General features: G+C 62.1%; 25 protein-coding genes. 10 read left to right on the forward strand and 15 right to left on the reverse strand.

Translation table 11 applies throughout. From position 1 onward, the window contains the following. Positions 1 to 119: 119 nt before the first annotated feature. Positions 120 to 1,319, reverse strand: a complete 1,200-nt coding sequence (tyrS, locus tag AAHM40_RS06865) for a tyrosine--tRNA ligase (protein WP_342243978.1) — start codon at positions 1,317 to 1,319, stop codon at positions 120 to 122. 184 nt (positions 1,320 to 1,503) lie between these two features. Between tyrS and AAHM40_RS06870 the strand changes: the two genes are divergently transcribed. Beyond that, positions 1,504 to 2,943 (forward strand): peptidoglycan DD-metalloendopeptidase family protein, encoded by a 1,440-nt coding sequence (locus AAHM40_RS06870; RefSeq protein WP_342243979.1) that lies wholly within the window; start codon positions 1,504 to 1,506, stop codon positions 2,941 to 2,943. Between the two features lie 4 nt (positions 2,944 to 2,947). Next, a complete protein-coding gene (locus tag AAHM40_RS06875) occupies positions 2,948 to 4,039 on the forward strand; it encodes an anhydro-N-acetylmuramic acid kinase (protein ID WP_342243980.1) in 1,092 nt (363 codons plus the stop codon). 62 nt (positions 4,040 to 4,101) lie between these two features. Here the strand turns inward: AAHM40_RS06875 and erpA are convergent, their stop codons facing one another. After that, positions 4,102 to 4,452 (reverse strand): iron-sulfur cluster insertion protein ErpA, encoded by a 351-nt coding sequence (gene erpA, locus AAHM40_RS06880; protein WP_028631048.1) that lies wholly within the window; start codon positions 4,450 to 4,452, stop codon positions 4,102 to 4,104. A gap of 151 nt (positions 4,453 to 4,603) precedes the next feature. Next, the gene (gene argC, locus AAHM40_RS06885; RefSeq protein WP_342243981.1) at positions 4,604 to 5,638 is read right to left on the reverse strand and encodes an N-acetyl-gamma-glutamyl-phosphate reductase; all 1,035 of its coding nucleotides are present in this window, start codon (positions 5,636 to 5,638) and stop codon (positions 4,604 to 4,606) included. Positions 5,639 to 5,771: 133 nt separating this feature from the next. Between argC and hemJ the strand changes: the two genes are divergently transcribed. The 5 genes from hemJ to AAHM40_RS06910 all read left to right on the forward strand — a co-directional run bounded on the left by hemJ (position 5,772) and on the right by AAHM40_RS06910 (position 9,805). Next, positions 5,772 to 6,197 carry a protoporphyrinogen oxidase HemJ gene (hemJ, locus tag AAHM40_RS06890; protein WP_342243982.1) on the forward strand — a complete coding sequence of 142 codons (426 nt, stop codon included), beginning with the start codon at positions 5,772 to 5,774 and terminating at the stop codon, positions 6,195 to 6,197. Positions 6,198 to 6,217: 20 nt separating this feature from the next. Beyond that, a complete protein-coding gene (locus AAHM40_RS06895) occupies positions 6,218 to 7,180 on the forward strand; it encodes an NAD(P)H-dependent flavin oxidoreductase (protein ID WP_342243983.1) in 963 nt (320 codons plus the stop codon). Between the two features lie 19 nt (positions 7,181 to 7,199). Continuing rightward, positions 7,200 to 7,460, forward strand: coding sequence for a hypothetical protein (locus AAHM40_RS06900; protein WP_342243984.1), 261 nt, complete (start codon positions 7,200 to 7,202; stop codon positions 7,458 to 7,460). A gap of 463 nt (positions 7,461 to 7,923) precedes the next feature. Beyond that, the gene (locus AAHM40_RS06905; RefSeq protein ID WP_342243985.1) at positions 7,924 to 8,961 is read left to right on the forward strand and encodes a DUF805 domain-containing protein; all 1,038 of its coding nucleotides are present in this window, start codon (positions 7,924 to 7,926) and stop codon (positions 8,959 to 8,961) included. Positions 8,962 to 9,016: 55 nt separating this feature from the next. Then, positions 9,017 to 9,805, forward strand: coding sequence for an SDR family NAD(P)-dependent oxidoreductase (locus tag AAHM40_RS06910; RefSeq protein WP_342243986.1), 789 nt, complete (start codon positions 9,017 to 9,019; stop codon positions 9,803 to 9,805). Positions 9,806 to 9,811: 6 nt separating this feature from the next. On the opposite strand, the gene AAHM40_RS06915 is transcribed toward AAHM40_RS06910, so the two are convergent. After that, the gene (locus AAHM40_RS06915) at positions 9,812 to 11,293 is read right to left on the reverse strand and encodes an AAA family ATPase (RefSeq protein ID WP_342243987.1); all 1,482 of its coding nucleotides are present in this window, start codon (positions 11,291 to 11,293) and stop codon (positions 9,812 to 9,814) included. 90 nt (positions 11,294 to 11,383) lie between these two features. Between AAHM40_RS06915 and AAHM40_RS06920 the strand changes: the two genes are divergently transcribed. Both AAHM40_RS06920 and coq7 read left to right on the forward strand, forming a co-directional pair. Continuing rightward, positions 11,384 to 11,722, forward strand: coding sequence for a histidine triad nucleotide-binding protein (locus tag AAHM40_RS06920; RefSeq protein ID WP_342243988.1), 339 nt, complete (start codon positions 11,384 to 11,386; stop codon positions 11,720 to 11,722). 118 nt (positions 11,723 to 11,840) lie between these two features. Then, the gene (gene coq7 / locus AAHM40_RS06925; RefSeq protein ID WP_342243989.1) at positions 11,841 to 12,488 is read left to right on the forward strand and encodes a 2-polyprenyl-3-methyl-6-methoxy-1,4-benzoquinone monooxygenase; all 648 of its coding nucleotides are present in this window, start codon (positions 11,841 to 11,843) and stop codon (positions 12,486 to 12,488) included. A gap of 60 nt (positions 12,489 to 12,548) precedes the next feature. Here coq7 and speD read toward each other — a convergent pair whose 3' ends face one another. Together speD and AAHM40_RS06935 are read right to left on the reverse strand one after the other, a co-directional pair. Then, positions 12,549 to 13,343, reverse strand: a complete 795-nt coding sequence (gene speD, locus AAHM40_RS06930; RefSeq protein ID WP_280284097.1) for an adenosylmethionine decarboxylase — start codon at positions 13,341 to 13,343, stop codon at positions 12,549 to 12,551. Between the two features lie 248 nt (positions 13,344 to 13,591). Beyond that, the gene (locus AAHM40_RS06935; protein ID WP_028631059.1) at positions 13,592 to 14,014 is read right to left on the reverse strand and encodes an OsmC family protein; all 423 of its coding nucleotides are present in this window, start codon (positions 14,012 to 14,014) and stop codon (positions 13,592 to 13,594) included. Positions 14,015 to 14,240: 226 nt separating this feature from the next. On the opposite strand from AAHM40_RS06935, the gene crp reads away from it, so the two are divergent. Further along, positions 14,241 to 14,885, forward strand: coding sequence for a cAMP-activated global transcriptional regulator CRP (crp, locus tag AAHM40_RS06940; protein WP_028631060.1), 645 nt, complete (start codon positions 14,241 to 14,243; stop codon positions 14,883 to 14,885). 60 nt (positions 14,886 to 14,945) lie between these two features. Here crp and trpC read toward each other — a convergent pair whose 3' ends face one another. The 9 genes from trpC to AAHM40_RS06985 form a co-directional block, all read right to left on the reverse strand. Beyond that, on the reverse strand, positions 14,946 to 15,782 hold the full coding sequence (gene trpC / locus AAHM40_RS06945; RefSeq protein ID WP_342243990.1) for an indole-3-glycerol phosphate synthase TrpC: 837 nt from the start codon (positions 15,780 to 15,782) through the stop codon (positions 14,946 to 14,948). Then, positions 15,779 to 16,828: an anthranilate phosphoribosyltransferase gene (gene trpD, locus AAHM40_RS06950; protein ID WP_342243991.1), complete on the reverse strand. Its 1,050-nt coding sequence runs from the start codon at positions 16,826 to 16,828 to the stop codon at positions 15,779 to 15,781. The genes trpC and trpD overlap by 4 nt, the downstream gene beginning before the upstream one ends. Continuing rightward, positions 16,828 to 17,421, reverse strand: coding sequence for an aminodeoxychorismate/anthranilate synthase component II (locus AAHM40_RS06955; RefSeq protein ID WP_342243992.1), 594 nt, complete (start codon positions 17,419 to 17,421; stop codon positions 16,828 to 16,830). Before AAHM40_RS06955 ends, trpD begins: the two co-directional genes overlap by 1 nt. Before the next feature lie 10 nt (positions 17,422 to 17,431). Continuing rightward, on the reverse strand, positions 17,432 to 18,919 hold the full coding sequence (gene trpE / locus AAHM40_RS06960; protein WP_342243993.1) for an anthranilate synthase component I: 1,488 nt from the start codon (positions 18,917 to 18,919) through the stop codon (positions 17,432 to 17,434). A 91-nt stretch (positions 18,920 to 19,010) separates the two neighbouring features. After that, entirely contained in the window at positions 19,011 to 19,850 is an 840-nt protein-coding gene (locus AAHM40_RS06965) for a phosphoglycolate phosphatase (RefSeq protein ID WP_280284008.1), read from the reverse strand. A gap of 1 nt (position 19,851) precedes the next feature. Next, positions 19,852 to 20,520, reverse strand: a complete 669-nt coding sequence (rpe, locus tag AAHM40_RS06970; protein ID WP_274800885.1) for a ribulose-phosphate 3-epimerase — start codon at positions 20,518 to 20,520, stop codon at positions 19,852 to 19,854. 139 nt (positions 20,521 to 20,659) lie between these two features. Then, positions 20,660 to 21,487 (reverse strand): ABC transporter permease, encoded by an 828-nt coding sequence (locus tag AAHM40_RS06975; RefSeq protein WP_342243994.1) that lies wholly within the window; start codon positions 21,485 to 21,487, stop codon positions 20,660 to 20,662. A gap of 10 nt (positions 21,488 to 21,497) precedes the next feature. Next, the gene (locus tag AAHM40_RS06980) at positions 21,498 to 22,745 is read right to left on the reverse strand and encodes an ABC transporter permease (protein WP_342243995.1); all 1,248 of its coding nucleotides are present in this window, start codon (positions 22,743 to 22,745) and stop codon (positions 21,498 to 21,500) included. Positions 22,746 to 22,857: 112 nt separating this feature from the next. Continuing rightward, on the reverse strand, positions 22,858 to 23,889 hold the full coding sequence (locus AAHM40_RS06985; RefSeq protein WP_342243996.1) for an ABC transporter substrate-binding protein: 1,032 nt from the start codon (positions 23,887 to 23,889) through the stop codon (positions 22,858 to 22,860). Positions 23,890 to 23,893: the final 4 nt, after the last annotated feature.

Genomic DNA, 23,893 nt, shown 5'->3' on the forward strand with positions numbered 1-23,893 from the left:
GACACCTTCACCAACCACTTAACCCATTGATCTACAAGGAGTTTTGCTTGGCGACTGCGCCGGAAGAGGTGCGCATTATAGGGATGCAGATTCTGCCGTCAACACTTAATTGAAAAGTTTTACTCGACAGCCAGGGATACGCGAGCAAATGCCTTCTTGCCGGCCTGCAGCACATGAGCTGCACCCAGCCTAAAGATAAATGCACGATCCACAACCTGACCGTCCACACGCACGCCGCCAGAACCAAGAAGGTCACGGGCGACCGCGGCATTCTTAACCAGGCCTGCCTTATTAAGGACGGACGCGATCGGCATGTCTTCGGCGGAGAACAGCTGAACCTCCGGAAGGTCCATCGGCAGTTCGCCCTCCTTCATGCGATTGCCGGCGGAGCGGTGAGCGGTGGCCGCAGCTTCCTCGCCATGGAAACGAGCCACGATCTCCTCAGCCAGCTTGATCTTGATGTCGCGAGGATTGGCACCCGCCACAACGTCACACTTAAACTGCTCGATTTCCCCCATGGAGCGGAAGCTAAGGAGTTCGAAGTAACGCCACATCAATTGATCCGGGATGGAGACCAGCTTGTTGTACATGACACCCGGCGCCTCTTGGATACCCACATAGTTACCCAAAGACTTGGACATCTTCTTCACGCCATCAAGACCTTCCAGCAATGGCATGGTCAGGATGCACTGGGACTCCTGCCCGTAGGCCCGCTGCAGCTCACGCCCCATCAGCAAGTTGAACTTCTGATCAGTACCACCCAACTCGACATCCGCGCGCAGCGCTACGGAGTCGTACCCCTGCACCAGCGGATAGAGGAACTCATGGATGGCAATAGGCTGATTGGTGCCGTAGCGCTTGCTGAAATCATCGCGCTCGAGCATGCGGGCGACGGTGTACTGGGACGCCAGGCGAATAAAGTCCGCAGGAGTCAACTGGTCCATCCAGGTCGAGTTGAACGCTACTTCGGTCTTGGCCGGATCAAGAATCTTGAACACTTGAGCCTTGTAGGTCTCAGCATTCTCCAGAACCTGCTCACGAGTCAGCGGCGGGCGAGTAGCGCTTTTGCCGCTGGGGTCGCCGATCATCCCGGTGAAGTCACCGATCAGGAAGATCACCTGATGCCCCAGCTCCTGAAACTGGCGCAGCTTATTAATAAGAACGGTGTGCCCCAGGTGAAGATCGGGGGCGGTCGGATCGAATCCTGCCTTGATACGCAGCGGCTGGCCACGCTTGAGCTTTTCGACCAGCTCGGACTCGACCAGAACCTCTTCCGCACCGCGCTTGATCAGCGCCAGCTGCTCTTCAACCGACTTCATGACAGGACTCGTAGACCGTTGGATGGACAAAAGGGGAACCAACCATACAAGATCGCGAACTAATTACAAGTTTTGAGCCCAGCCCCGTACCAGTCAGCGGAAGGCTGCACTCCAAGGTTGCCTAGGGCGGATTTTGATTATATTTTAGGCAGTTAGTTCATATTCCAAAACAACACCACACGCCATGACGCATTCAGTACCCAAAGCGCCGCCCTATCCGAAGAGCCACCTGCTGGCTGCTAGCGGTGTGGCTGCGCTGCTCAGCTTGGCCCTGCTGGTGTTCCCGTCTCGCGAAGTCGAGGCGAAGAAGACCTACATCAACCTGGAGCTGGAGAACAGCTCGGAGATGGTAATCCAGGAGAAGGACGACCTCCGACCAGGTTCCATCACCGGGGATGAGGGTTTCTCGCCATTCACCAAGATCGAGAACCCAGCCGACAACCAGAACAGCGCCGGAAAAGACGCGGATAAGAAGAAAGAAGAAGCTATCGACCTCGTTGCTACTCAGAAGCCTGTCGATCCCAGCCTCAAGGCCGTGACCGTGGGCAACGGCGATACTTTGTCTACGGTGTTCGCCAAGGTCGGTCTGTCCGCCAATGTCCTGCACGACGTCCTGAGCAGTAGCAAGGACGCCAAGCAACTCAGCCGCCTGAAGGTTGGCCAGAACTTCGAATTCAAGCTCACTCCCAGCGGAGAGCTCGAAAAGATCAGCATCAAGGTGAGCGGTCTTGAGAGCGTTCACCTGGAAAAGACCCCCAAGGGATACGCCTTCAAGCGTGATGTGATCAAGCCGGAGCTGCGCTCAGCGTACGCCCGCGGCGTGATCGACAGCTCGCTGTTCCTGTCCGCTAAACGCGCCGGCCTTTCCCACGATCTGGCCATGGATCTTGCCAATATCTTCGGCTACGACATCGATTTTGCCCTCGACATCCGTGAAGGCGACGAGTTCGAGATGATCTACGAAGAAAAGGTGGTTGAAGGCAAGAAAGTAGGTAGCGGGGAAATCCTCGCCGCACGCTTTATCAACCGCGGCAAAGCCTTCTCAGCGGTCCGCTATGTCGACAAGCAAGGCACTGCCAGTTACTTGCGCGGCGACGGAACGGCGATGCGAAAGGCCTTCATCCGCACGCCAGTGGACTTCGCCCGCATCAGCTCGCGCTTTTCCAACGGTCGCCGCCACCCAGTCCTGAACAAGATTCGCGCTCACAAAGGCGTGGATTACGCTGCTCCCCGCGGCACTCCGATCAAGGCCACCGGCGACGGCAAGATCGTCCTGGCAGGCCGCCGTGGTGGTTACGGCAACGCAGTGATCATCCAGCACGGCAGCAAGTACAAGACGCTGTACGGCCACATGCACGGTTTTGCCAAGGGTATTCGTACCGGCGGCAGCGTGAAGCAGGGCCAGATCATTGGTTATGTGGGTACTACCGGCCTTTCTACCGGTCCGCACCTGCACTACGAGTTCCAGGTCAACGGTGTGCATGTCGACCCGCTTGGCGTGAAACTGCCGATGGCTGATCCGCTGATCGCCAGCGAGAAGAAGCGCTTCCTGCAGATGAGCCAACCGCTGATGGCACGCATGGATCGGGAAAAGGCCAGCATGCTGGCCTTGAACAAGCGCTGACCGCATGCAGCGCTATCTGGGGGTGATGTCCGGGACCAGCCTTGATGGCCTGGACATTGCTTTGGTCGAACAGACCGATCGGATCACCCTCCTCGACACCCACTACATCCCTATGCCAGGCCCGCTACGTAGCGAGCTGCTGGCGCTCTGCGCCTCCGGCCCTGACGAACTCGCCCGAGCTGCACTGGCGGAGAACGGTTGGGTCGAGCTGGCCGCCGCGGGTATCAACGCTCTGCTGGTTCGTAACAACCTGGGCGCCAGGGATATTCGCGCCATCGGCAGCCACGGACAGACCGTGCGCCACGAACCCGCGCGTGGTTTCACCATCCAGATCGGCAATCCCGCCCTGCTTGCTGAGCTCACCGGCATCACCGTGGTTGGCGATTTCCGCCGGCGCGACGTCGCTGCTGGTGGACAGGGCGCGCCTCTCGTACCCGCTTTCCATGAGTCGTTGTTCGGCGACGCCAACAGCTTTCGTGCCGTGCTCAATGTCGGCGGTTTCAGCAATCTGAGCCTGATCGAGCCGGGCAAAGCGGTGCATGGATTCGACTGTGGTCCTGGCAACGTCCTGCTGGACGCCTGGATTCATCTTCAGCGCGGCGAGAGCTATGACCGAAATGGTGACTGGGCCGCCAGCGGTACCCTGCAGCAGCGGCTGCTGGATACCCTGTACGGTGATACCTTCTTCGCCACCCAAGGACCGAAGAGCACTGGCCGCGAGCTATTCAACCTCGGTTGGCTGCAATCACGGCTGGCGCGCCTGCCGCTCTTCAAGCCCGAAGATGTACAAGCCTCCTTGCTGGAGCTCACTGCCCGCAGCATCACGGAAGCCCTCCGCGCCGCGCAGTCGAAGACTGACGACCTGCTGGTCTGCGGCGGCGGCGTCCACAATCAACAGCTGATGCAGCGTCTCGCCGCCCTTTTGCCTGGCACTCGCGTGTGCAGCACTGCCGAATTTGGCGTGGACCCGGACTGGGTCGAGGCCATGGCGTTTGCCTGGCTGGCCCACTGCTGTCTGGAAGGTATTCCCACCAACCGCCCCAGCGTCACCGGCGCCCGTGGCCTGCGCATCCTCGGCGCCATTTACCCCGCCTGAACGAAGTCAGCAGAAACTAAAACGCCGTGCATATGCACGGCGTTTGCTTGACGAGCTGAAAATCAGATCGAGAACGAAGACCCACAGCCACAGGTGGTGGTGGCATTCGGGTTCTTGATCACGAAACGCGACCCTTCGAGACCTTCCTGGTAATCCACCTCGGCACCTGCCAGGTACTGGAAGCTCATCGGGTCGACCACCAGGCTGACGCCGTCGCGCTCGACGATGGTGTCGTCGTCCGCCACGTCCTCATCGAAGGTGAAGCCGTACTGGAATCCCGAGCAGCCGCCGCCGGTCACGAAGACACGAAGCTTCAGGCGCGGGTTGCCCTCTTCATCGATCAGGTTCTTCACCTTGCTGGCTGCGCCCTCGGTGAACATCAGGGCTGAAGGGGTGAAGGTTTCGACGCTCATGCTGCAACTCTCCCGGCTTGACGCCGCCATACTGCGCTAAGGCGAGGCATTATCCGCTTACCCTAGAAAACTGGTCAACTATTAAGCGATTCGACCCTGCCAATGGTTCGACGTGCGACGCCAGCACACGAACCTCCGGCGCCGCCTGACATCACGGCAGCAGAGCAGCGTGGGAAAGGCCAAGGCGCTCATCAAGACCGAACATGATGTTCAGGTTCTGTACCGCCTGACCGGACGCGCCCTTCACCAGGTTGTCGATCACCGAGAGCACCACCACCAAGTCGCCGCCCTGGGGACGGTGAACCGCGATGCGGCATACGTTTGCACCGCGCACACTGCGGGTTTCCGGATGGCTGCCGGCTGGCATCACATCGACGAAGGGTTCGTTGGCGTAGCGTTTCTCGAACAGCGACTGTAGATCGACGCTCTTGTCCACGACGTTCGCATAGAGGGTGGCGTGGATACCGCGGATCATCGGAGTCAGGTGCGGTACAAAAGTCAGGCCTACCGGACCACCGGCAGCGCGGCGCAGGCCCTGGCTGATTTCCGGCAGATGGCGATGCCCCTTCACCGAGTAGGCCATCATGCTTTCGCCTGCCTCGCAGAACAGCGAACCCACCTTCGCGCCACGACCAGCACCACTGACACCGGACTTGCAGTCAGCGATCAGTTGATGCGTATCGGCCAGGCCGGCTTCCAGCAGCGGGATGAAACCGAGCTGGGCCGCAGTCGGATAGCAACCGGGGACGGCGATCAGGCGTGCGCCCTTGATGGCTTCACGATTCACTTCCGGCAGGCCGTAAACAGCCTCCGGCAACAATGCCGGCGCGCCATGGGGCTGGCCGTACCACTTGGCCCATTCCTCGGCGTCTTGCAAGCGGAAGTCCGCGGAGAGGTCGATGACCCGGGTTCCGGCCGCCAGTAACTCACCGGCCAACGCATGCGCTACGCCATGGGGCGTGGCGAAGAAAACCACGTCGCACGCTCCCAGGGTCGCGGCGTCAGGCACGCTGAACGCGAGGTTGTCGTAGTGACCGCGCAGGTTCGGATACATGTCGGCGACCTTGACCCCGGCTTCGGATCGCGAGGTGATCACCGCGACCTCCGCCTGCGGATGCTGAGCCAGCAGACGCAGCAATTCGACACCGGTATAGCCTGTGCCGCCGACGATTCCGACCTTGACCATCACTTGCCCCTCAATGAACCGATTGGAAAGCTGCCGATGATAAGGCCGCATCGGCCAGGGGCCAACCGCTGAGGTGACGTGCGGCCGCTCAAGCCTCTACTATCCGGACCATCTGTCCGATGGAAACCTTCCCATGCTCTATCTGTGGCTCAAGGCACTGCATATCATCGCGGTCGTCTGCTGGTTCGCCGGCCTGTTCTACCTTCCGCGACTCTTCGTCTATCACGCCCAGTCCGAGGACGAGCCCAGCCGCGAGCGCTTCAAGGTCATGGAGCGCAAGCTCTACCGCGGAATAATGGGCCCCTCGATGATCGCCACCCTGGTCCTGGGAATCTGGATGCTCTATCTCAACTCGGGCTGGCTGAGCCAGGGCTGGCTGCACGCCAAGCTCACTCTGGTGATCCTGCTGATCGGCTATCACCACGCCTGCGGCTCCCTGCTCAAGCGTTTCGCCAGGGGCGAAAATCGCCGGGGCCACGTGTTCTACCGCTGGTTCAACGAAGTCCCGGTGCTTTTCCTGATCGCCATCGTCATTCTGGTGGTCGTCAAGCCCTTCTGAACTGACAAGAGGAACTCCAGATGTCCCTGCCTGCCCTGCTTGATCAACGCCTGCGCTTGCCGGTCGTGGCCGCACCAATGTTCCTGGTGTCCAACCCCAGCCTGGTCCTGGCCTGCTGCAACAACGGTATCGTTGGCAGCTTTCCCGCCCTCAACCAGCGCGAAAGCAGCAGCTTTCGCGCCTGGCTGGATGAGATCGAGGCGGGCCTTAGGGCAGACGCTGCGCCCTTCGCGGTGAACCTCATCGTTCACCACAGCAACCCGAGACTTTCGGCCGACTTGGCCATCTGCGTCGACAAGCGTGTCCCCATTGTCATCACCAGCCTCGGCGCAGTGAAGGAAATCGTTGACGCCGTGCACAGCTACGGCGGCCTCGTCTTCCACGACGTGACCACGCGCCGCCACGCCGAGAAGGCCGCTGAGGCAGGCGTGGACGGTCTGATCGCCGTAGCGGCGGGCGCCGGCGGCCACGCCGGCACCTGGAGCCCCTTTGCGTTGCTCGCCGAAATCCGCCAGTTCTTCGACAAGACCCTGCTCCTCGCGGGCTGCCTCAACCACGGCCACGAAATCTTTGCCGCGCAGATGCTCGGTGCCGACCTGGCCTACCTCGGCACCCGCTTCATCGCCACTCAGCAGAGCGATGCCGAAACCCGCTACAAGCAAATGATCCTCGATGCCCGCGCAGCCGACATCATCCACACTCCGGCCGTTTCCGGCGTACCTGCGAGCTTCATGCGCCAGAGCCTGGAAGCGGCCGGTTACGACCTGAAGCGCCTCGCCGACAAGGGCGATATCAACTACGGCGAGAAGTTGAAACCCGTCAGCGATGAAGCCAAGGCCTGGAAGACCGTTTGGTCAGCCGGCCAGGGGGTGGGCAACATTCGCGACCTGCCCACTGTGGACGAGTTGATCGCCCGTCTTGACCAGGAGTATCGCGCCGCCCGCGACAAGGCCGGGCAACTGGGTCAACGCTGGGCTCAATGAGGCAGGGATTCCGCAACTGATGATCGACCTTGACCGCCTGGACGCCAATGCCGACTTGCTCACCACCAGGCTCGGTCCACGTCCTTTGCGACTGGTGGCCAAATCACTCGCATCCGGCGGACTGCTCGACTATCTGGCGCAGCGCTTGAATTGCTCGCGCTTCATGGCATTCCACCAACCACAGCTTAATCAGCTGGTACAGCTTTTCCCCGGGGCTGACCTCCTGCTGGGTAAACCCTTGCCCGCTGCGGCGGCACTGGCCTTCTACTTTCGACAGTGACCTGCTCCACGAGCACCAGCCGGCCCTATAGACCGCCACCCCCGTACTCAAGGCGCCCTGCCCTATCTGAAAGGCGCACAAGGCCTGCTGCAGGGCTGGAATCCCAATCGTCAGCGCGCCCATTACCTCTATGGAGGCAACTGGCACGCCAACCCGGTTTCCCCGGCTGTACTCGCCTATGACAACCTCTACGGTCGCAGCGCCAATCAGGAGCGCCTGATCGGCTCCCACTCTACAGGGCTCGCCGTAGACGACTGGGTCTTCCTGCGCCCGACGCACTCTGAAGGCACCCTAGGCGATTTCGCTGATCTGCGCCTGCTGCGCCGCGGAAGCCTGGTCGGACGCTGGAGCCCGCTCGACCTCGCCTGAACCCTGTTTTTTGTGCGCCAGCCCGCTTGTGCCGCGGGCCAGAGCGCAATTACGCTGTGCCATCATCTTTTCTGTCGCTGACAAGGATGCTCGCATGACCGAAGCCCGCTACAAGATCGTCTTCGACGGAGAACCCATGCCCGGTGTGGCGCTGGACACCGTCAAGGAAAACCTCGCCCGCCTGTTCAAGAGCGATACCAGCAAGATCGACAGCCTGTTCGGGGGCCGCAGTGTCGCCCTCAAGCGCGACCTGGTGGAAGCCGAGGCGGACAAGTACCTCGCTGCGCTGCAACGCGCCGGAGCCAAAGTGCGCAAGGAGCACGACCTGGCAGCAGGCCTGAGCCTGGCGGCCACGGATAATCACCCGGAGCCCAGCCCCCCTGCGGCCGAAGCCGCCCCGGCAAACGACAGCATGAACTGCCCGAAATGCGGCCATGAACAACCGAAATCGGCTGAGTGCCGGGCCTGCGGGATCATCATCGACAAGTACCTGGCCCGCCAGACGCAACTGTCCGAAGAAGCCGCCCTGGTGAAGGCCTCAATCACCAGCAGCGAACCCGCATCGCCCTACGCTCCGCCCCAGGCCCAGGTCGGCGAGCAATTGCCGGAGTTCGGCGAGTTGAAGGTGTTCGGCACCAATGGCCGCATCGGCCGGGTGCGCTACCTCGGCTGGAGCATGGCATTGATGCTTGCCTTCCTGCCGATCGGCGGTGTCATCCTGGGCAGCTTTGTGCTTTCCGAGACTCTCGCCGGTCTGCTGACTCTGGTCGCGAGTCTGGCGCTAGTTGTGGTCAGTGTCTGCATCGGCGTACAGCGCCTGCACGACATCGGCTGGTCCGGGTGGCTCTGGCTGTTGAACTTCGTCCCCGTCGTCGGCAGCGTTTTCGCGCTTCTAATGCTCTTCGTGCCCGGCACTGACGGCCCGAACCGCTACGGCCCGCCACCGCCGCCAAACAGTCGTGCAGTAAAAGTGCTGGCCTGGCTGATCATTCTGGTGCCGGTAATCGGTATAGTCGCCGCCATTTCGATACCGGCCTATCAGGACTACCTGATGCGCGCCCAAATGGACGCTGCCGCCAGCTTCGAGCAACCGGCCGAAGTGCCCCCGCTCGAAGGCGAGTCCGCCGAGTAAGCAACCTCCCGGGGCCGGCGTTGTCCAACCCGGCCCCGTTACGGAGAACCTCCAGATGCCCCGTTATGCCTTGATCACCGGCGCCTCCAGCGGTATTGGCCTGGCCCTGGCCGAGGCCCTGGCGAGACGGGGGCGCCACCTGTTGCTGGTGGCCCGACAGCGGGACGTGCTGGAGAGCATCGCCTGCGAGTTGACCCAGCGCTTCGGCGTGGAGGTGCTGTTCCGCTACTGCGACCTCGCCGAACCCTTGCAGGTGTCCGGCCTGCTGATGGACCTGGAACAGGGTGAGCGGGAAATCGACCTGCTGGTGAACAACGCAGGCATCGGGGCCTCCGGCGCCTTCGTCGACCAGGACTGGGGCCGCGAGCAGGAGTTGATCGAGTTGAACATCCTCGCCCTGGCCCGGCTCTGCCATGGCATTGGCGGCCTGATGGCACGCCAGGGAGGCGGGCAGATTCTCAACGTCGCCTCGGTGGCGGGCTTCCAGCCCGGCCCCTGGATGAGCAATTACTACGCCAGCAAGGCCTACGTATTGAACCTCTCCGAAGGCCTGCGAGAAGAACTGCGCCCTCGCGGCGTGAATGTCTCTGTGCTGTGCCCCGGCCCAACCCGCACCGCCTTCTTCCGCGGCGCCCATCTGCAAGTCGACAGCCTGGAAGGCAGCAAGCTGATGATGAGCCCTGAGGAAGTGGCGCTGATCGCCGTACGCGCCCTGGAAAAGAACCGCGCCATCATTATCCCCGGCTGGCGCAACCGGCTGGCCACCCTGCTCCCCAAACTGGCCCCGCGCTGGTTGGTACGCCGCCTGCTGGGCCGGGTCATTCGCCGTTTCGCCCAGCCCTGAGGGGCCTCAGTCGGCTTTCACGCAACGCCCGTTCGCCCATGCCCGCAAGTTTGCCAGTTGCTCGGCCATCAGCACCGACAATGGCGCGGTACCCTTGACCTCACGCAGCAGCAGAGCCTGGTCGGCCGGGCATTGCTGGGCCTGGGCAGCGTAGAGCATGCCTACCACCGCCTGTTCGATCTCAGAGCCGGAGAAACCATCACTGGCACCCACCAGTTGATGCAGGTCGAACTGCGCCGGGTCCAACTCGCGGCGGCCGAGGTGGATGCGGAAGATTTCGGCACGAACTTCAGGCTGCGGCAGATCGACGAAGAACAGCTCGTCAAAGCGTCCCTTGCGGAGCAGTTCTGGCGGTAGCCGGTCGATGGCATTGGCAGTCGCCACCATGAACACCGGTGCCTTGCGCTCGGCCATCCAGGTCAGCAAGGTCCCCAGGACGCGCTGGCTGACACCGCCATCATGGTCGCCGCTCGCCAGGCCCTTCTCCACCTCATCCATCCAAAGCACGCAAGGGGCCATCTGCTCCGCCAGCTTCAGCGCTTCGCGCAGGTTGCGCTCAGTTTCGCCAAAGAACTTGTTGTACAGGCAAGCGAAGTCCAGGCGCAGCAGCGGCAACCCCCAAAGACCGGCTACTGCCTTGGCCGCGAGGCTCTTGCCTCCACCCTGCACACCGACCAGCAATACCCCCTTGGGTCGGTCCAGACCTTTTTCATCCAGCAACGCGGACTGACGCTCGGCCAGCCAACGCTTGAGGTTGGCCAGCCCCCCCACCTCGGCAAAACGAGCCGTCTCGTACTCGAAACTGAGCACGCCCTCCAGATCCAACAGTTGGAACTTCGCCTTGTTCAGATCCGGAAGGTCTTCCTGGGTAATGGCACCGTCGTCACAGATCACATTGCGCGCAAGGGCCCGGGCTTCGCCATGACTCATGCCACGCAGATTCTTCACCACCTGTTGCAAGGTGCGGTTGTCGGTACGAACCCTCGCACCACGATTGCGCTCGCTCCAGCGCGACGCCTCTTCGCGGACGATGCTCAGCAGCTCCTCCTCATTGGGTAGTGCCAGATCAAAGCGCGCCGCGTAGCGCTGCACTTCCGGCGGCAGCTTGAGCGCATGGGACACCAGCACCAAGGTAGGCTTGTGGGTGCCCTCGGCCATGGCCACTTCCTTGAGCAGCCTTACCACCTTAGGGTTGTCGCTCAGAAAGGGATGCAGATCGCACATCACATACAGGTTTGGTTGCGGATCGGCCTTGATCAACTTGAGCGCCGTTTCCGGCTCGCGACTGTCACCTTCGCCCATGCTCTCACCACCGAAACCCAGACGCTGCAATCCTTCGCTGACCGCCCAGGTGAAGAGTCCGAGACCGCGTTTGACGGCCAGGCTAGTGAGGGTTTCAAGTACCCGGCGCTCATCCCAGGACTCGATCAGGACCAGCTTGACCCGCGAGTCCAGCACCAGGCCGAGGTCGTGGATATCGTTCTTCACAGAGGCTCCTTGTGGGCATCGGCCGATGCTGGCCGGGGAAATCAGTCGCCGCTAAACTCGGGCATTCTTATAACAGGCCGGAGAATTCCCGTGGACTGTCTGTTCTGCAAAATCGCCGCCGGGGAAATTCCCGCGCGCAAGCTCTATGAGGACGACCAGGTCGTCGCCTTCCACGACATCGCGCCGCAGGCTCCCGTGCACTTCCTGGTGATCCCGAAGAAGCACGTGCCCGCGCTCACCGACCTCACCGAGGACGACAAGGCGCTGGTAGGCCATATCGCCTACACCGCCCAGCGCCTGGCGATGGAGCAAGGCTGCGACGAAGGCTTCCGCGTGGTGATGAACTGCAACGTACAGGGTGGCCAGACCGTCTACCACATCCACATGCACGTGCTCGGCCAGCGCCAGATGCACTGGCCGCCGGGCTGATCCAGCATCGTCCCAAGGGCGGGAAGCCCTCCCGCCCACCGACCACCGTCTGACACCGGTCAAACCTTGGTCATCCCCTTGCGGTAGAATGCCTGCCGACGTCCTACGGAGGTGCCGCATGACCAGCGAACGTTCCTACTCACCCGCCGACCGCCTGTTGCTGCAGGCCGATGCCGCGCTGCGCACCCTGCTGCCATTTACCGGTCAGCCATTCCGCCCCTCTCCGGCCGATGGCCAACCCGATGCCGAACTCAAGGCCGAAGACGCCCGCCACATCGCCGGGCTGATGCGTATCAACCACACCGGCGAAGTCTGCGCCCAGGCGCTTTACCAGGGGCAGGCGCTGACCGCGAAGCTGCCGGAAGTGCGCGATGCCATGGAGCACGCCGCCGAGGAAGAGGTCGACCACCTGGCCTGGTGCGAACAGCGCATCCGCGAGCTGGGCAGTCGCCCGAGTGTCCTCAATCCGATCTTCTATGGCTTGTCGTTAGGCGTCGGCGCCGTAGCCGGCCTGATCAGCGACCGAGTGAGCCTGGGCTTCGTTGCTGCGACCGAAGAGCAGGTGTGCAAGCACCTCGACGAGCATCTGGAGCAACTGCCCGCCGAAGACGCCAAGTCCCGCGCCATCCTTGAGCAGATGCGTACCGACGAAGAGCAACACGCCACCAGCGCCCTGGAAGCTGGCGGCCTGCGCTTCCCCGCCCCGGTGAAGTTCGGCATGACGCTGCTGTCGAAGGTCATGACCAAGAGCACCTACCGGGTCTGAACACCGCACATGAAAAAGGGCGCCATCAGCGCCCTTTTTCGTTTCTACCGGGAAACGTCCTCAATGAGGCATGTTCCGCGCGTAGAAGATTTCCAGCATCTCGTGACGCACACGCTCTTCGACTTCCTTGCGCTGCTCTGCTGTCAGATTGCTAGTGGCATCGCCAAACAGGTAATTGTCCAGTTCAAAGTTCTTGAGCAGCATCTTGGTGTGGAACATGTTCTCCTGGTACACGTTGACGTCCGTCATCTGATAGGCGTCCTGGGTGTCGTCGGAGAGGTAGTTCTGGATCGAGTTGATCTCATGGTCGATGAAGTGCTTCTTACCTTCCACATCACGGGTGAAACCGCGCACGCGATAGTCGACGGTGACGATGTCCGAGTCGAACTGGTGGATCAGGTAATTGAGCGCCTTCAGCGGGGAAATCACGCCGCAGGTGGAAACATCGATGTCCACCCGGAAGGTGGCGATACCCGATACCGGATGGATCTCCGGATAGGTGTGAACGGTGATGTGGCTTTTATCGAGGTGCGCCAGGATGGTCTCCGGCAGCGGGCCCGGAGATTCCTCGATCTGGCTGTCGGTTGGGGTCACCGGCTGCTCGGAGATCAGGATGGTCACGCTCGCGCCCTGGGGATCATAGTCCTGGCGGGCAATGTTGAGGATGTTGGCACCGATGATGTCCACCACGTCGGTGAGAATCTGGGTCAGGCGCTCGGCGTCGTACTCTTCGTCGATGTACTGGACGTAGGCCTGCTGATCCTCGGGGGTCTCCGCGTAGCAGATGTCATAGATGTTGAAGCTCAAGGTCTTTGTCAGGTTGTTGAACCCGTGGAGCTTGAGTTTGCTTTTCACCGTTGAGAGCTCTCTGTGCATATGCGGCTCTGCCGCGTGGTTGAGCATGCCCGTCAGAAGCGCACGACACTTCTGCGTAGGACGGTTTACACCTCTTCGCGTTGGCGATTGTGGTCGTAGGTTCGGGGCCCGACGCCCCGGAAATTAGGAGGGGGCGAATTATGCAGACGACGGGCGCCGTCTGCCAGAGTTTGCCGCGCAATTATGATGGCCGGATGTCGTTATCCGGCCATCCATCGAGGCAGGGCTCAGCCCAGCTCGACGATTTCGTAATCATGGGTGATCTCGACACCGGCACGGCCGAGCATGATCGAAGCCGAGCAGTACTTCTCCGCAGACAGCTCCACCGCACGCTTGACCTGGGCGTCCTTGAGTCCGCGCCCCTTCACCACGAAGTGCACGTGGATCTTGGTGAAGACCTTGGGGTCCTCGCTGGCGCGCTCGGCTTCCATAAAGGCTTCGCAGCTTTCCACCGGCTGGCGGGACTTCTTCAGGATGCTCACTACGTCGAAGTTGGTGCAACCGCCAAGTCCGATCAACAGCATTTCCATGGGACGCACGCCTAGGTTGCGACCGCCAGCCTCGGGCGGGCCATCCATCACGACCGCGTGGCCACTGCCGGACTCGCCAAGGAACAGGGCTTCGCCCGCCCATTGGATGCGTGCTTTCATCGCCTGGAACTCCGCTCGGAAAAAGGTGCGGTAGCTTATCACAGCGCGATTTCCATGCCGGGCTGCAAATAGTTCCGGAGCAGGTGTTAGGTGCGTCGCAAAATCACGTTGTCGAACCGGGGCCCTCTGTTAAGCTGGCGCCGGATTACTGGCACACTTGGCCGGACAACTATTAGAAAATTGCCTGTTGGACAAAGGCTTACCTTCTCTATTTCGGGACTCGGGCATGGTCGCAATTACCCTTACACCAAAAATAAAGAGCCTGGACAAGATTCTCGCGCATTGTCACCGCCGCCGTTACACGGCCAAGAGCACCATCATCTATGCGGGCGATCGCTGCGAAACCCTCTTCTTCATTATCAAGGGCTCCGTCACCATCCTGATCGAGGATGACGACGGCCGAGAGATGATCATCGCCTACCTCAACGCCGGTGACTTCTTCGGTGAGATGGGCCTGTTCGAAAAGGAAGGCGCGGAGAAAGAGCGCAGCGCCTGGGTCCGCGCCAAGACCGAGTGCGAAGTAGCCGAACTGAGCTACGCCAAGTTCCGCGAGCTCACTCAGCAGGATCCGGAAATCCTCTACGCCCTGGGCAGCCAGATGGCCGACCGCCTGCGCAACACCACGCGCAAGGTAGGCGACCTGGCTTTCCTCGACGTGACTGGCCGCGTAGCACGTACCCTGCTCGACCTGTGCAAGCAGCCGGACGCCATGACTCACCCGGACGGCATGCAGATCAAGATCACCCGCCAAGAAATCGGCCGTATCGTCGGCTGCTCCCGCGAAATGGTCGGCCGCGTGCTCAAGAGCCTGGAGGAACAGGGCCTGGTGCATGTAAAGGGCAAGACCATGGTGGTCTTCGGCACCCGCTGAAGCCGCAAACGAAAAAGCCGGCGCAAACCGGCTTTTTCATGCCTGAAACAAAGGCCTTGCTCAGTCCGGATCGATGCCCGCAACCACGCGATTACGCTCGGGGAAGAACAGGCGGCTCAGTTCGGTGCCCGGTTCTTCGGCGCGCATAAAGGCTTCGCCCACCAGGAAGGCATACACGCCGCTGACTTCCATCAGCTCCACATCGGCACGATTGAGAATACCGCTCTCGGTTACCACCAGGCGGTCACGCGGAATGCGCGGCAGCAGGTCGAGGGTGTTTTCCAGGCTGACTTCGAAGGTGTGCAAGTTACGGTTATTGATACCCACTAGCGGGGTATCCAAGCAGTTCAGCGCACGATCCAGTTCCTCGCCGTCATGCACTTCCACCAGCACATCGAGGCCGACGTCCTTGGCGGTGGCCGCCAGCTCCTTCATCCGCGTATCTTCCAGCGCGGAGACAATCAGCAGGATGCAGTCAGCACCGAGCGCGCGGGCTTCAACCACCTGGTACGGATCGATCAGGAAGTCTTTGCGGATCACCGGCAACGAGCAGGCCGCACGCGCTTCCTGCAGGTAAGCATCGGCGCCCTGGAAGAAGTCCACATCAGTCAGCACCGACAGGCAGGCTGCACCGCCGGCTTCGTAGCTTTTGGCAATCTGCGCCGGAATGAAGTTCTCGCGCAGCACGCCTTTGCTCGGGGAGGCCTTCTTCACTTCGGCGATTACTGCTGGCTCGTGGCGCTCGACACGCTCCAGCAGCGCCCGGGCGAAACCACGAGGGGCGTCGGCGGCGCGGGCCAATGCTTCGACTTCGGCCAGTGAGACTCGGGCACGGCGATCAGCCACTTCCTCGGCCTTGCGCACCAGGATCTTCTCAAGAACGGTTGGGATGCTCACGCTTCATTCTCCACTCGGAACACCGCGGTAAAGGAGGCCAGCTCGTCCAGCTTTTCGCGGGCCAGACCAGTGTGCAGAGCGTCCTGCGCCAGGCGCACACCTTCTTTCAGGCTGGACGCCAGGTCGGCAGCATAGAGCGCCGCGCCGGCGTTCAGGACGATCATGTCGGCGGCCTTCTGGCCGTTTTCCGTCTTGCGCCTGCCGAGGGCGTCGCGGATCAGCTCCAGCGACTCCTGCGGACTGCCGACGGTCAGGCCGATCAGGCTTTGGCTCTTGATGCCGAAGTCCTCGGGCTGGATGTGGTACTCGGTCACCTCACCGTTTTTCAGTTCGGCGACATGGGTCGGCGCGGCGAGGCTCACTTCGTCCAGGCCATCACGGGAGTGGACCACCAGGATGTGCTCACTGCCCAGGCGCTTGAGCACCTCGGCCAGCGGACGACACAGCGCCTGGCTGAATACGCCGACCACCTGGTGCTTCACCCCGGCCGGATTCGTAAGCGGGCCGAGCATGTTGAACAGGGTGCGCAGACCCAGTTCGCGACGCGGGCTGGCAGCATACTTCATGGCCTTGTGATGCACTTGGGCGAACATGAAGCCGACACCGATGCTCTCGATGCAGCGCGCCACCTGCTCCGGCTTGAGGTCCAGGTAGATGCCGGCGGCTTCCAGTACGTCGGCACTGCCGGTCTTGCCGGACACCGCGCGGTTGCCATGCTTGGCCACTTTGCCGCCTGCCGCTGCGACCACGAAGGTGGCGGCGGAAGAAACGTTGAAGATGTTGGCGCCATCACCACCGGTACCGACCACGTCCACCACATGCTTGAGGCTGGAAAGCTCGACACGAGTCGCCAGCTCACGCATGACCGAAACGGCACCGACGATCTCTTCGATCGTCTCGCTCTTCATGCGCATGCCCATGAGGAAGGCGCCGATCTGTGCATCGGTGCACTGGCCCGTCATGATCAGGCGCATCACGTCCTGCATTTCTTCGGTGGTCAGGTCCAGTTGGTTGACCACCCGGTTCAGGGCTTCCTTGATGTCCATCAGCGCACTCCACCGGTTTGCTTGAGGAAGTTGGCCAGCAGTTCATGGCCCTGTTCGGTAAGGATGGACTCCGGATGGAACTGCACACCCTCGATGTTCAGCGTCTTGTGACGCAACCCCATGATTTCGTCCATCGAACCGTCGGCGTGCTGGGTCCAGGCGGTGACTTCCAGCTCGTCGGGCAGGGTTTCCAGCTTCACCACAAGGGAGTGATAGCGGGTGACGGTCAGTGGGTGGTTCAGGCCTTCGAACACGCCCTGGTCCTTGTGGAATACCGGGCTCGTCTTGCCGTGCATGGCCTGGCGCGCACGCACGACGTCACCGCCGAAGGCCTGGCCGATGCTCTGGTGGCCGAGACAGACACCGAGGATCGGCAGCTTGCCGGCGAAATGGCGGATCACCTCCAGCGACACGCCCGCTTCGTTGGGCGTGCAGGGGCCGGGGGATACCACGATGCGTTCCGGGTTCAGCGCCTCGATCTCGGCGATGGATAGCTCGTCGTTGCGGATCACATGGACGTCCGAGCCCAGCTCGCCGAGGTACTGCACCACGTTGTAGGTAAAGGAATCGTAGTTGTCGATCATCAGCAGCATGGTTCAATCCTCACGCGTCGGTCTTGGCGGTCTGTTCGGCGAGAGTCACGGCCCGGAACATGGCCCGGCGCTTGTTCAGCGTCTCTTCCCATTCCAGGGCTGGGACCGAGTCGGCGACGATGCCGGCGCCAGCCTGTACGTGAAGTTCGCCGTCCTTGATGACCGCGGTACGGATGGCGATGGCCGTGTCCATGTTGCCGTTCCAGGCCAGGTAGCCCACGGCACCGCCGTAGACGCCACGCTTGACCGGTTCGAGGTCGTCGATGATCTCCATGGCGCGGATCTTCGGCGCACCAGAGAGCGTGCCGGCCGGCAGGATGGCGCGCAGCGCTTCCATTGCGGAGATACCTTCCTTGAGCTGGCCGGTGACGTTGGAAACGATGTGCATCACGTTGGAGTAGCGCTCGATCACCATCTTCTCGGTGACCTTGACGCTGCCCGTGCTAGCGACGCGGCCGACGTCATTGCGGCCGAGATCGATGAGCATCAGGTGCTCCGCCAGCTCCTTGGCGTCGGAGAGCAGGTCTTCTTCCAGGGCGCGGTCCGCTTCCTCGGTCGCGCCACGCGGGCGGGTACCGGCAATCGGGCGCACGGTGACCAGGCCATCCTCGACGCGCACCAGCACTTCCGGCGAGCTGCCCACCACGTGAAAGTCACCGAAGTTGAAGAAGTACATGTAGGGAGTGGGGTTGAAGCAACGCAGGGCGCGGTACAGGTCAATGGGAGCGGCCTGGAAGGGAATCGACATGCGCTGGGAAATCACCACCTGCATGCAGTCGCCGGCCAGGATGTACTCCTTGATCTCACGCACCGCCTGCTCGTAGTCCTCACGGGTGAAGCTGGAGCGGAACTCCGGCTCGCCCCCAACCGGCAGGCTGGGGTCCACCCCCAGGCGCGGCACCACGGGCTGGCGCAGCTTCTGACGCAGTTCGATCAGCCGCGCCTGCCCTTTCTCGTAGGCCTCGGGCTGGGTCGGGTCGACCAGGACGATGGCGTGCAGCTTGCCGGCCAGGTTGTCGAACACGATCACCGCGTCCGAGACCATCAGCAGGATATCCGGGGTGCCCAACGGATCGGGGTTCGGGCAGTTGGCCAGGCGCTTCTCGACGTAGCGCACGCAGTCATAGCCGAAGTAACCCACCAGACCGCCGTTGAAGCGTGGCAAGCCGGCGATGGGCGCCACCTGGTAGCGCTCCTTGAAGTCTTCGACGAAGGCCAGCGGGTCTTCGCAATCGTGGGACTCCACCTCGACATCGTCGACGCTGACGCTGACCTTCAGGCCGTGGGCGCGCAGCACAGTGCGGCTCTGCAGGCCGATGATGGAGTACCGCCCCCACTTCTCGCCGCCCTGCACGGACTCCAGCAGATAGGAGTACGGCGTGTCGGCAAGCTTCAGGTAGAGGGACAGGGGGGTGTCGAAATCCGCCAGGGTTTCGAACGCAAGCGGAATGCGGTTGTAGCCTTCGGCGGCCAAACGCAGGAATTCTTCGCGGGTCATGATCAGCCTCGTGGGCAAGGAGCCCGTTGAGGACTCCTGGAGATTAGAACGTCGGTGTGCAAGCGCGCCGGAGCATCCGGCCAGAATGAATTCAGGCGCGCCAGCGCCAGCGGGCGACGGCCTTGATGATCTTCATTCCGGCTCGTTCGAGCCGATGCTTGCAGTGAACCACCACGTTTCTATCTCGTTGAGGCGGATTGTCGGAGGAGTCCGGCGACATTAGCGCAGCACCGTGGGCGGCGCAACCGCCAGGCAACAGCTCGCGCAGGTCATCCACCACCAGGGCCGGTTCTTCCTCGCTAATGGGGCGGCCGTGGTTGTAACCGTAGCTCAGCGCCACGCATTGCACCCCGGCGGCCTTGGCTGCAAGCACATCGTTGCGCGAGTCACCGACGAACAGCGCATCGGTGCGACTGACCCCGGTCATGTGCATCACATGCAACAGCGCGGCCGGGTCGGGCTTTTGCTGCGGCAGGGTGTCGCCAGCGATGATCAGCGGGAAATAGCGCCCAAGCTTCATCTCGTCCAGCAGGGGGGCGACGAAGCGTTCCGGCTTGTTAGTGATCAGCGCCAGCTCCACGCCCTTTTTCTTCAGCCATTTCAGGGTTTCCGCCACACCCGGGTAGACGGTGGTCAGGGCGTGGCTTTCAGCATAGGCGTCCATGAACAGCGCCAGACCGCGCTCGGCGTCGCTGTCATGTACTGCGGAATGATCGATATCCCCGGCCAGGGCACGGCGCACCAGCACCCGGGCGCCGTTGCCGACCCACTCGCGAACCCGCTCCACTCCGGCGGCAGGACGGCCAAGGGCAAGCAACATGCTGTCGACAGCGGCCGCCAGGTCGGGAACTGAATCCACCAGAGTGCCATCCAGGTCAAACATCACCAGGCGTGGCAGGCGCCCGTCAAACAGCCGCTGTAGCGCGCTCATATCAAACCAGGGCCAGCTCGGCGCGCATGGCGGCGATGACTTCGGCGTAGTCCGGGGTGTTGAAGATGGCCGACCCGGCGACGAAGGTGTCGGCGCCCGCGGCGGCGATCTCGCGGATGTTTTTCACATTGACGCCGCCGTCGATTTCCAGGCGGATGTCACGACCGGAGGCGTCGATCAGGGCACGGGCCTCGCGCAGCTTGTCGAGCGTGCCGGGGATGAACTTCTGCCCACCGAAGCCGGGGTTGACGCTCATCAGCAGAATCATGTCGACCTTGTCCATCACGTACTTCAGTACGTCCAGCGGAGTCGCCGGATTGAACACCAGGCCAGACTTGGCGCCGCCGTCGCGAATCAGTTGCAGGGAGCGGTCGACGTGCTCGGAGGCTTCCGGATGGAAGGTCACGTAGGTCGCACCCGCCTCGATGAAGTCACCAATGATGCGATCGACCGGTTTGACCATCAGGTGCGCATCGATCGGCGCGGTGATGCCGTACTTGCGCAGCGCCGAGCAGACCATCGGGCCAATGGTCAGATTGGGTACGTAGTGGTTGTCCATCACGTCGAAGTGAACGATGTCGGCGCCGGCGGCGAGGACGTTCTCCACTTCCTCGCCCAGGCGGGCGAAATCGGCGGACAGGATCGACGGTGCGATGGCGAAGGGCTGCATGGCGGACCTCAGGGCAGAATCACGGTGGCGCGGATTGTAGCCGGGATGAATGGCGCGCGGGGATTCGACCGATGACTGAGGTGAGGCGGAAAAGAACCTGCCCGCGATGGGGACGCGGGCAGGCGAAGGTTGGAGAGGTTTACTCCGGCATGGAGGTGCGCATGCGCTCACTGCGACCGCGCAGCCATTCCAGCACCAGCAACAGCGCGACGGAGAAACCGATCAGCAACGTCGCGGCAGCGGCGATGGTGGGACTGAGGTTCTCGCGGATACCACTGAACATCTGCCGCGGCAGGGTGGCCTGCTCGGGGCCGGCGAGGAACAGGGTCACGACCACTTCGTCGAAGGAGGTGGCGAAGGCGAAGAGCGCTCCGGAGATCACCCCCGGCGCGATCAGCGGCAGGGTTACCTTGAAGAACGCGGTCAGTGGCGGCGCCCCCAGGCTGGCAGCGGCGCGCACGAGGTTGTAGTTGAAGCCCTGCAGGGTGGCCGACACCGTGATGATCACGAAGGGCACCCCCAGCACCGCATGCACCAGGATCAGCGACAGATAACTGTTGCCAAGCCCCAATGGTGCGAAGAACAGGTAGCTGGCGACACCGATGATCACCACCGGCACCACCATCGGCGAAATCAACAGGCTCATCACCAGCGCCTTGCCGCGGAACTCGCCCCGGGTCAGGCCGATAGAAGCCAGGGTGCCGAAGACCATAGCCAGCACGGTGGCCGCCGGGGCAACGATCATGCTGTTGGCCAGCGAGCGCATCCATTCCGCTGAGCCGAAGAAATCGGCATACCAGCGCAAGGAGAAGCCCTGCAGCGGATAGACGAGGAAGGTGCCGGAGTTGAACGACAGCGGGATGATCACCAGCACCGGTAGGATCAGGAACAGCAGCACCAGGCCGCAGAGGCCGCGCAGGGTGAAGTACCACAGGCGCTCGATCGGGGACATGTAAGGGCTCAGCATTTTTCTCTCCTCAACCCAGACGCAGGCGGCCAGCGCCCACCAGCCAGCTGTACACCACATAGAGAATCAGGGTGGCGAACAGCAGCATGCCGCCCAAGGCCGTGGCCATACCCCAGTTGATGGTGGTGTTGGTGAAGAAGGCGACGAAGTAGCTCACCATCTGGTCGTTCGGGCTACCCAGCAGCGCCGGGGTGATGTAGTAGCCGATGGACAGGATGAACACCAGCAGGCACCCGGCACCAACGCCGGCCACGGTCTGCGGGAAATACACCCGCCAGAAACTGGCGAAAGGGTGGCAGCCGAGGGAGATCGCCGCCCGCATATAGCTCGGCGAGATGCCTTTCATTACGCTGTAGATCGGCAGGATCATGAACGGCAGCATGATGTGCACCATGGCGATGTAGACGCCGGTGCGGTTGAACACCAGCTGCAGCGGCTGGTCGATCAGGCCGAGTTTGATCAGCGCGCCGTTGATCAGGCCGCCAGACTGCAGCAGCACGATCCAGGCGGCGACGCGCACCAGGATGGAAGTCCAGAACGGCAGCAGCACCAGGATCATCAGCAGGTTGCTCTGCCGGGTCGGGAGGTTAGCCAGCAAGTAGGCCAGCGGGTAGGCCAGTATCAGACAGATCACTGTAATCACCGCGCCCATCCAGAAGGTGCGGGCGAAGATATCCAGATAGATCGCCTGGTCCGGAGTGGCCGGGGCAACCTCTCCCAGATCATCGATGCGATGGTCGAGCGCGGCCAGCAGGTAATAGGGGGTCAGTTCACTGGCGTTGCGGCGGATCGCCTGCCAGTAGGCCGGGTCGCCCCAGCGCTCATCCAGACTTTCCAGGGCATCTTTATACGAGGCTGGCTCGGTCTTGAACGGCAGGGCACGGGCAGTCTTGGCCATCAGGCTGCGGTAGCCGGCCAGCTCCATGTTCAGGCGTTTGGAAAGGTCACCGATAGTCTGGTTCTTGCGCGCCGCGGCGAGGTCTTCAGCCAGGGCCTTGTACACCGGTTCGTCGGGCAGCGCCTTGCCGTCCCAACTGGAAATGGCGTCGACGGTGCGCGGCATGGAGCCGACCACTTCCGGGTTGTTCACGCTCCTGTAGAGCAGCGCGCCAATGGGCACCAGGAAGGTCAGCAGGAGGAAAATCAGCAGCGGCAGGATCAGCGCCTGGGACTTCAGGCGATTCATCCGCTCGGCACGGGCGAGGCGCTGCTTCAGGCTGGGGCCGGCGACCTCGGTAAGGGGCACTGCAGTGGCCATGACGAACTCCGTTGGAACAGGGTTGGACTTTCAGCCCGGTAGGGCCGAGGTGAGGAAAGACTTCCCTCACCCCCAGCCCCTCTCCCGGAGGGAGAGGGGAATAGCGGCAGCCTTACTTGGCCGCCCAGGAGTTGAAGCGCTGCTCCAGTTGCTCGCCGTAGTCAGCCCAGAAGGTGACATCCATGGCGACCTGGTCCTTGATGTTCTCCGGGGTGGTCGGCATGTCCTTGAGCAGGGCCTTGTCCAGCAGCGGCACCGCCTGGGTGTTGGCCGGGCCGTAGGCGATGTTCTCGGAGTAGATCTTCTGCTGCTCGGGCTTGACCGAGAAGGCGATGAATTCCTTGGCCTTGTCGGCATCCTTGGCGCCCTTCGGGATCGCCCAGGAGTCGAAGTCGTAGATACCGCCGGTCCACACGACTTTCAGGTTGCTTTCCTTCTGCACGGCAGCGATGCGGCCGTTGTAGGCGGAGCTCATGACCACGTCGCCGGAAGCGAGGAACTGTGGCGGCTGGGCGCCGGCTTCCCACCACTGGATGCTCGGTTTGATCTCGTCGAGCTTCTTGAAGGCGCGGTCCTGGCCTTCCTTGGTGGCGAGCACGCTGTAGACGTCTTTCGGCGCAACGCCATCAGCCATCAGGGCGAACTCCAGGGTGTACTTGGCGCCCTTGCGCAGGCCGCGCTTGCCGGGGAATTTCTTCACATCCCAGAAATCAGCCCAGCTGGTTGGCGCGCTCTGCAGCTTGTCGGCGTTGTAGGCCAGCACGGTGGACCAGACGAAGAAGCCGACGCCGCAGGGCTGGATGGCACCGGGGACGAAGTCTTCGGACTTGCCGAACTGAGCGGCGTCGAGTTCTTCGAACATGCCTTCGTCGCAGCCACGGGAAAGCTCTGGCGACTCCACTTCCACCAGGTTCCAGGACACGCTGTTGGTGTCGACCATGGCTTTCACCTTGGCCATTTCGCCGTTGTACTCACCGGCGATGATCTTGTTTCCGGTGCTCTGCTCGTAGGGCTCGTAGAACGCCTTGACCTGAGCATTCTTGTTGGCGCCGCCAAAGGACACCACGGTCAGGTCAGCAGCCATCACCTGGGAGGCGCAGGCCAGCCCGAGAGCGATGGCGGTGAGTTTCAGGGATTTCGACATTGTT

The sequence above is a fragment of the Pseudomonas sp. OTU5201 genome, from assembly GCF_038440135.1.
Classification (GTDB): domain Bacteria; phylum Pseudomonadota; class Gammaproteobacteria; order Pseudomonadales; family Pseudomonadaceae; genus Metapseudomonas; species Metapseudomonas resinovorans.

Coding starts and splice junctions, on each gene's coding strand:
- tyrS (WP_342243978.1), bottom strand. CDS start 1,319: ATGAAGTCGGTTGAAGAGCAGCTGGCGCTGATCAAGCGCGGTGCGGAA.
- AAHM40_RS06870 (WP_342243979.1), top strand. CDS start 1,504: ATGACGCATTCAGTACCCAAAGCGCCGCCCTATCCGAAGAGCCACCTG.
- AAHM40_RS06875 (WP_342243980.1), top strand. CDS start 2,948: ATGCAGCGCTATCTGGGGGTGATGTCCGGGACCAGCCTTGATGGCCTG.
- erpA (WP_028631048.1), bottom strand. CDS start 4,452: ATGAGCGTCGAAACCTTCACCCCTTCAGCCCTGATGTTCACCGAGGGC.
- argC (WP_342243981.1), bottom strand. CDS start 5,638: ATGGTCAAGGTCGGAATCGTCGGCGGCACAGGCTATACCGGTGTCGAA.
- hemJ (WP_342243982.1), top strand. CDS start 5,772: ATGCTCTATCTGTGGCTCAAGGCACTGCATATCATCGCGGTCGTCTGC.
- AAHM40_RS06895 (WP_342243983.1), top strand. CDS start 6,218: ATGTCCCTGCCTGCCCTGCTTGATCAACGCCTGCGCTTGCCGGTCGTG.
- AAHM40_RS06900 (WP_342243984.1), top strand. CDS start 7,200: ATGATCGACCTTGACCGCCTGGACGCCAATGCCGACTTGCTCACCACC.
- AAHM40_RS06905 (WP_342243985.1), top strand. CDS start 7,924: ATGACCGAAGCCCGCTACAAGATCGTCTTCGACGGAGAACCCATGCCC.
- AAHM40_RS06910 (WP_342243986.1), top strand. CDS start 9,017: ATGCCCCGTTATGCCTTGATCACCGGCGCCTCCAGCGGTATTGGCCTG.
- coq7 (WP_342243989.1), top strand. CDS start 11,841: ATGACCAGCGAACGTTCCTACTCACCCGCCGACCGCCTGTTGCTGCAG.
- AAHM40_RS06935 (WP_028631059.1), bottom strand. CDS start 14,014: ATGAAAGCACGCATCCAATGGGCGGGCGAAGCCCTGTTCCTTGGCGAG.
- crp (WP_028631060.1), top strand. CDS start 14,241: ATGGTCGCAATTACCCTTACACCAAAAATAAAGAGCCTGGACAAGATT.
- trpD (WP_342243991.1), bottom strand. CDS start 16,828: ATGGACATCAAGGAAGCCCTGAACCGGGTGGTCAACCAACTGGACCTG.
- AAHM40_RS06955 (WP_342243992.1), bottom strand. CDS start 17,421: ATGCTGCTGATGATCGACAACTACGATTCCTTTACCTACAACGTGGTG.
- trpE (WP_342243993.1), bottom strand. CDS start 18,919: ATGACCCGCGAAGAATTCCTGCGTTTGGCCGCCGAAGGCTACAACCGC.
- AAHM40_RS06965 (WP_280284008.1), bottom strand. CDS start 19,850: ATGAGCGCGCTACAGCGGCTGTTTGACGGGCGCCTGCCACGCCTGGTG.
- rpe (WP_274800885.1), bottom strand. CDS start 20,520: ATGCAGCCCTTCGCCATCGCACCGTCGATCCTGTCCGCCGATTTCGCC.
- AAHM40_RS06975 (WP_342243994.1), bottom strand. CDS start 21,487: ATGCTGAGCCCTTACATGTCCCCGATCGAGCGCCTGTGGTACTTCACC.
- AAHM40_RS06980 (WP_342243995.1), bottom strand. CDS start 22,745: ATGGCCACTGCAGTGCCCCTTACCGAGGTCGCCGGCCCCAGCCTGAAG.
- AAHM40_RS06985 (WP_342243996.1), bottom strand. CDS start 23,889: ATGTCGAAATCCCTGAAACTCACCGCCATCGCTCTCGGGCTGGCCTGC.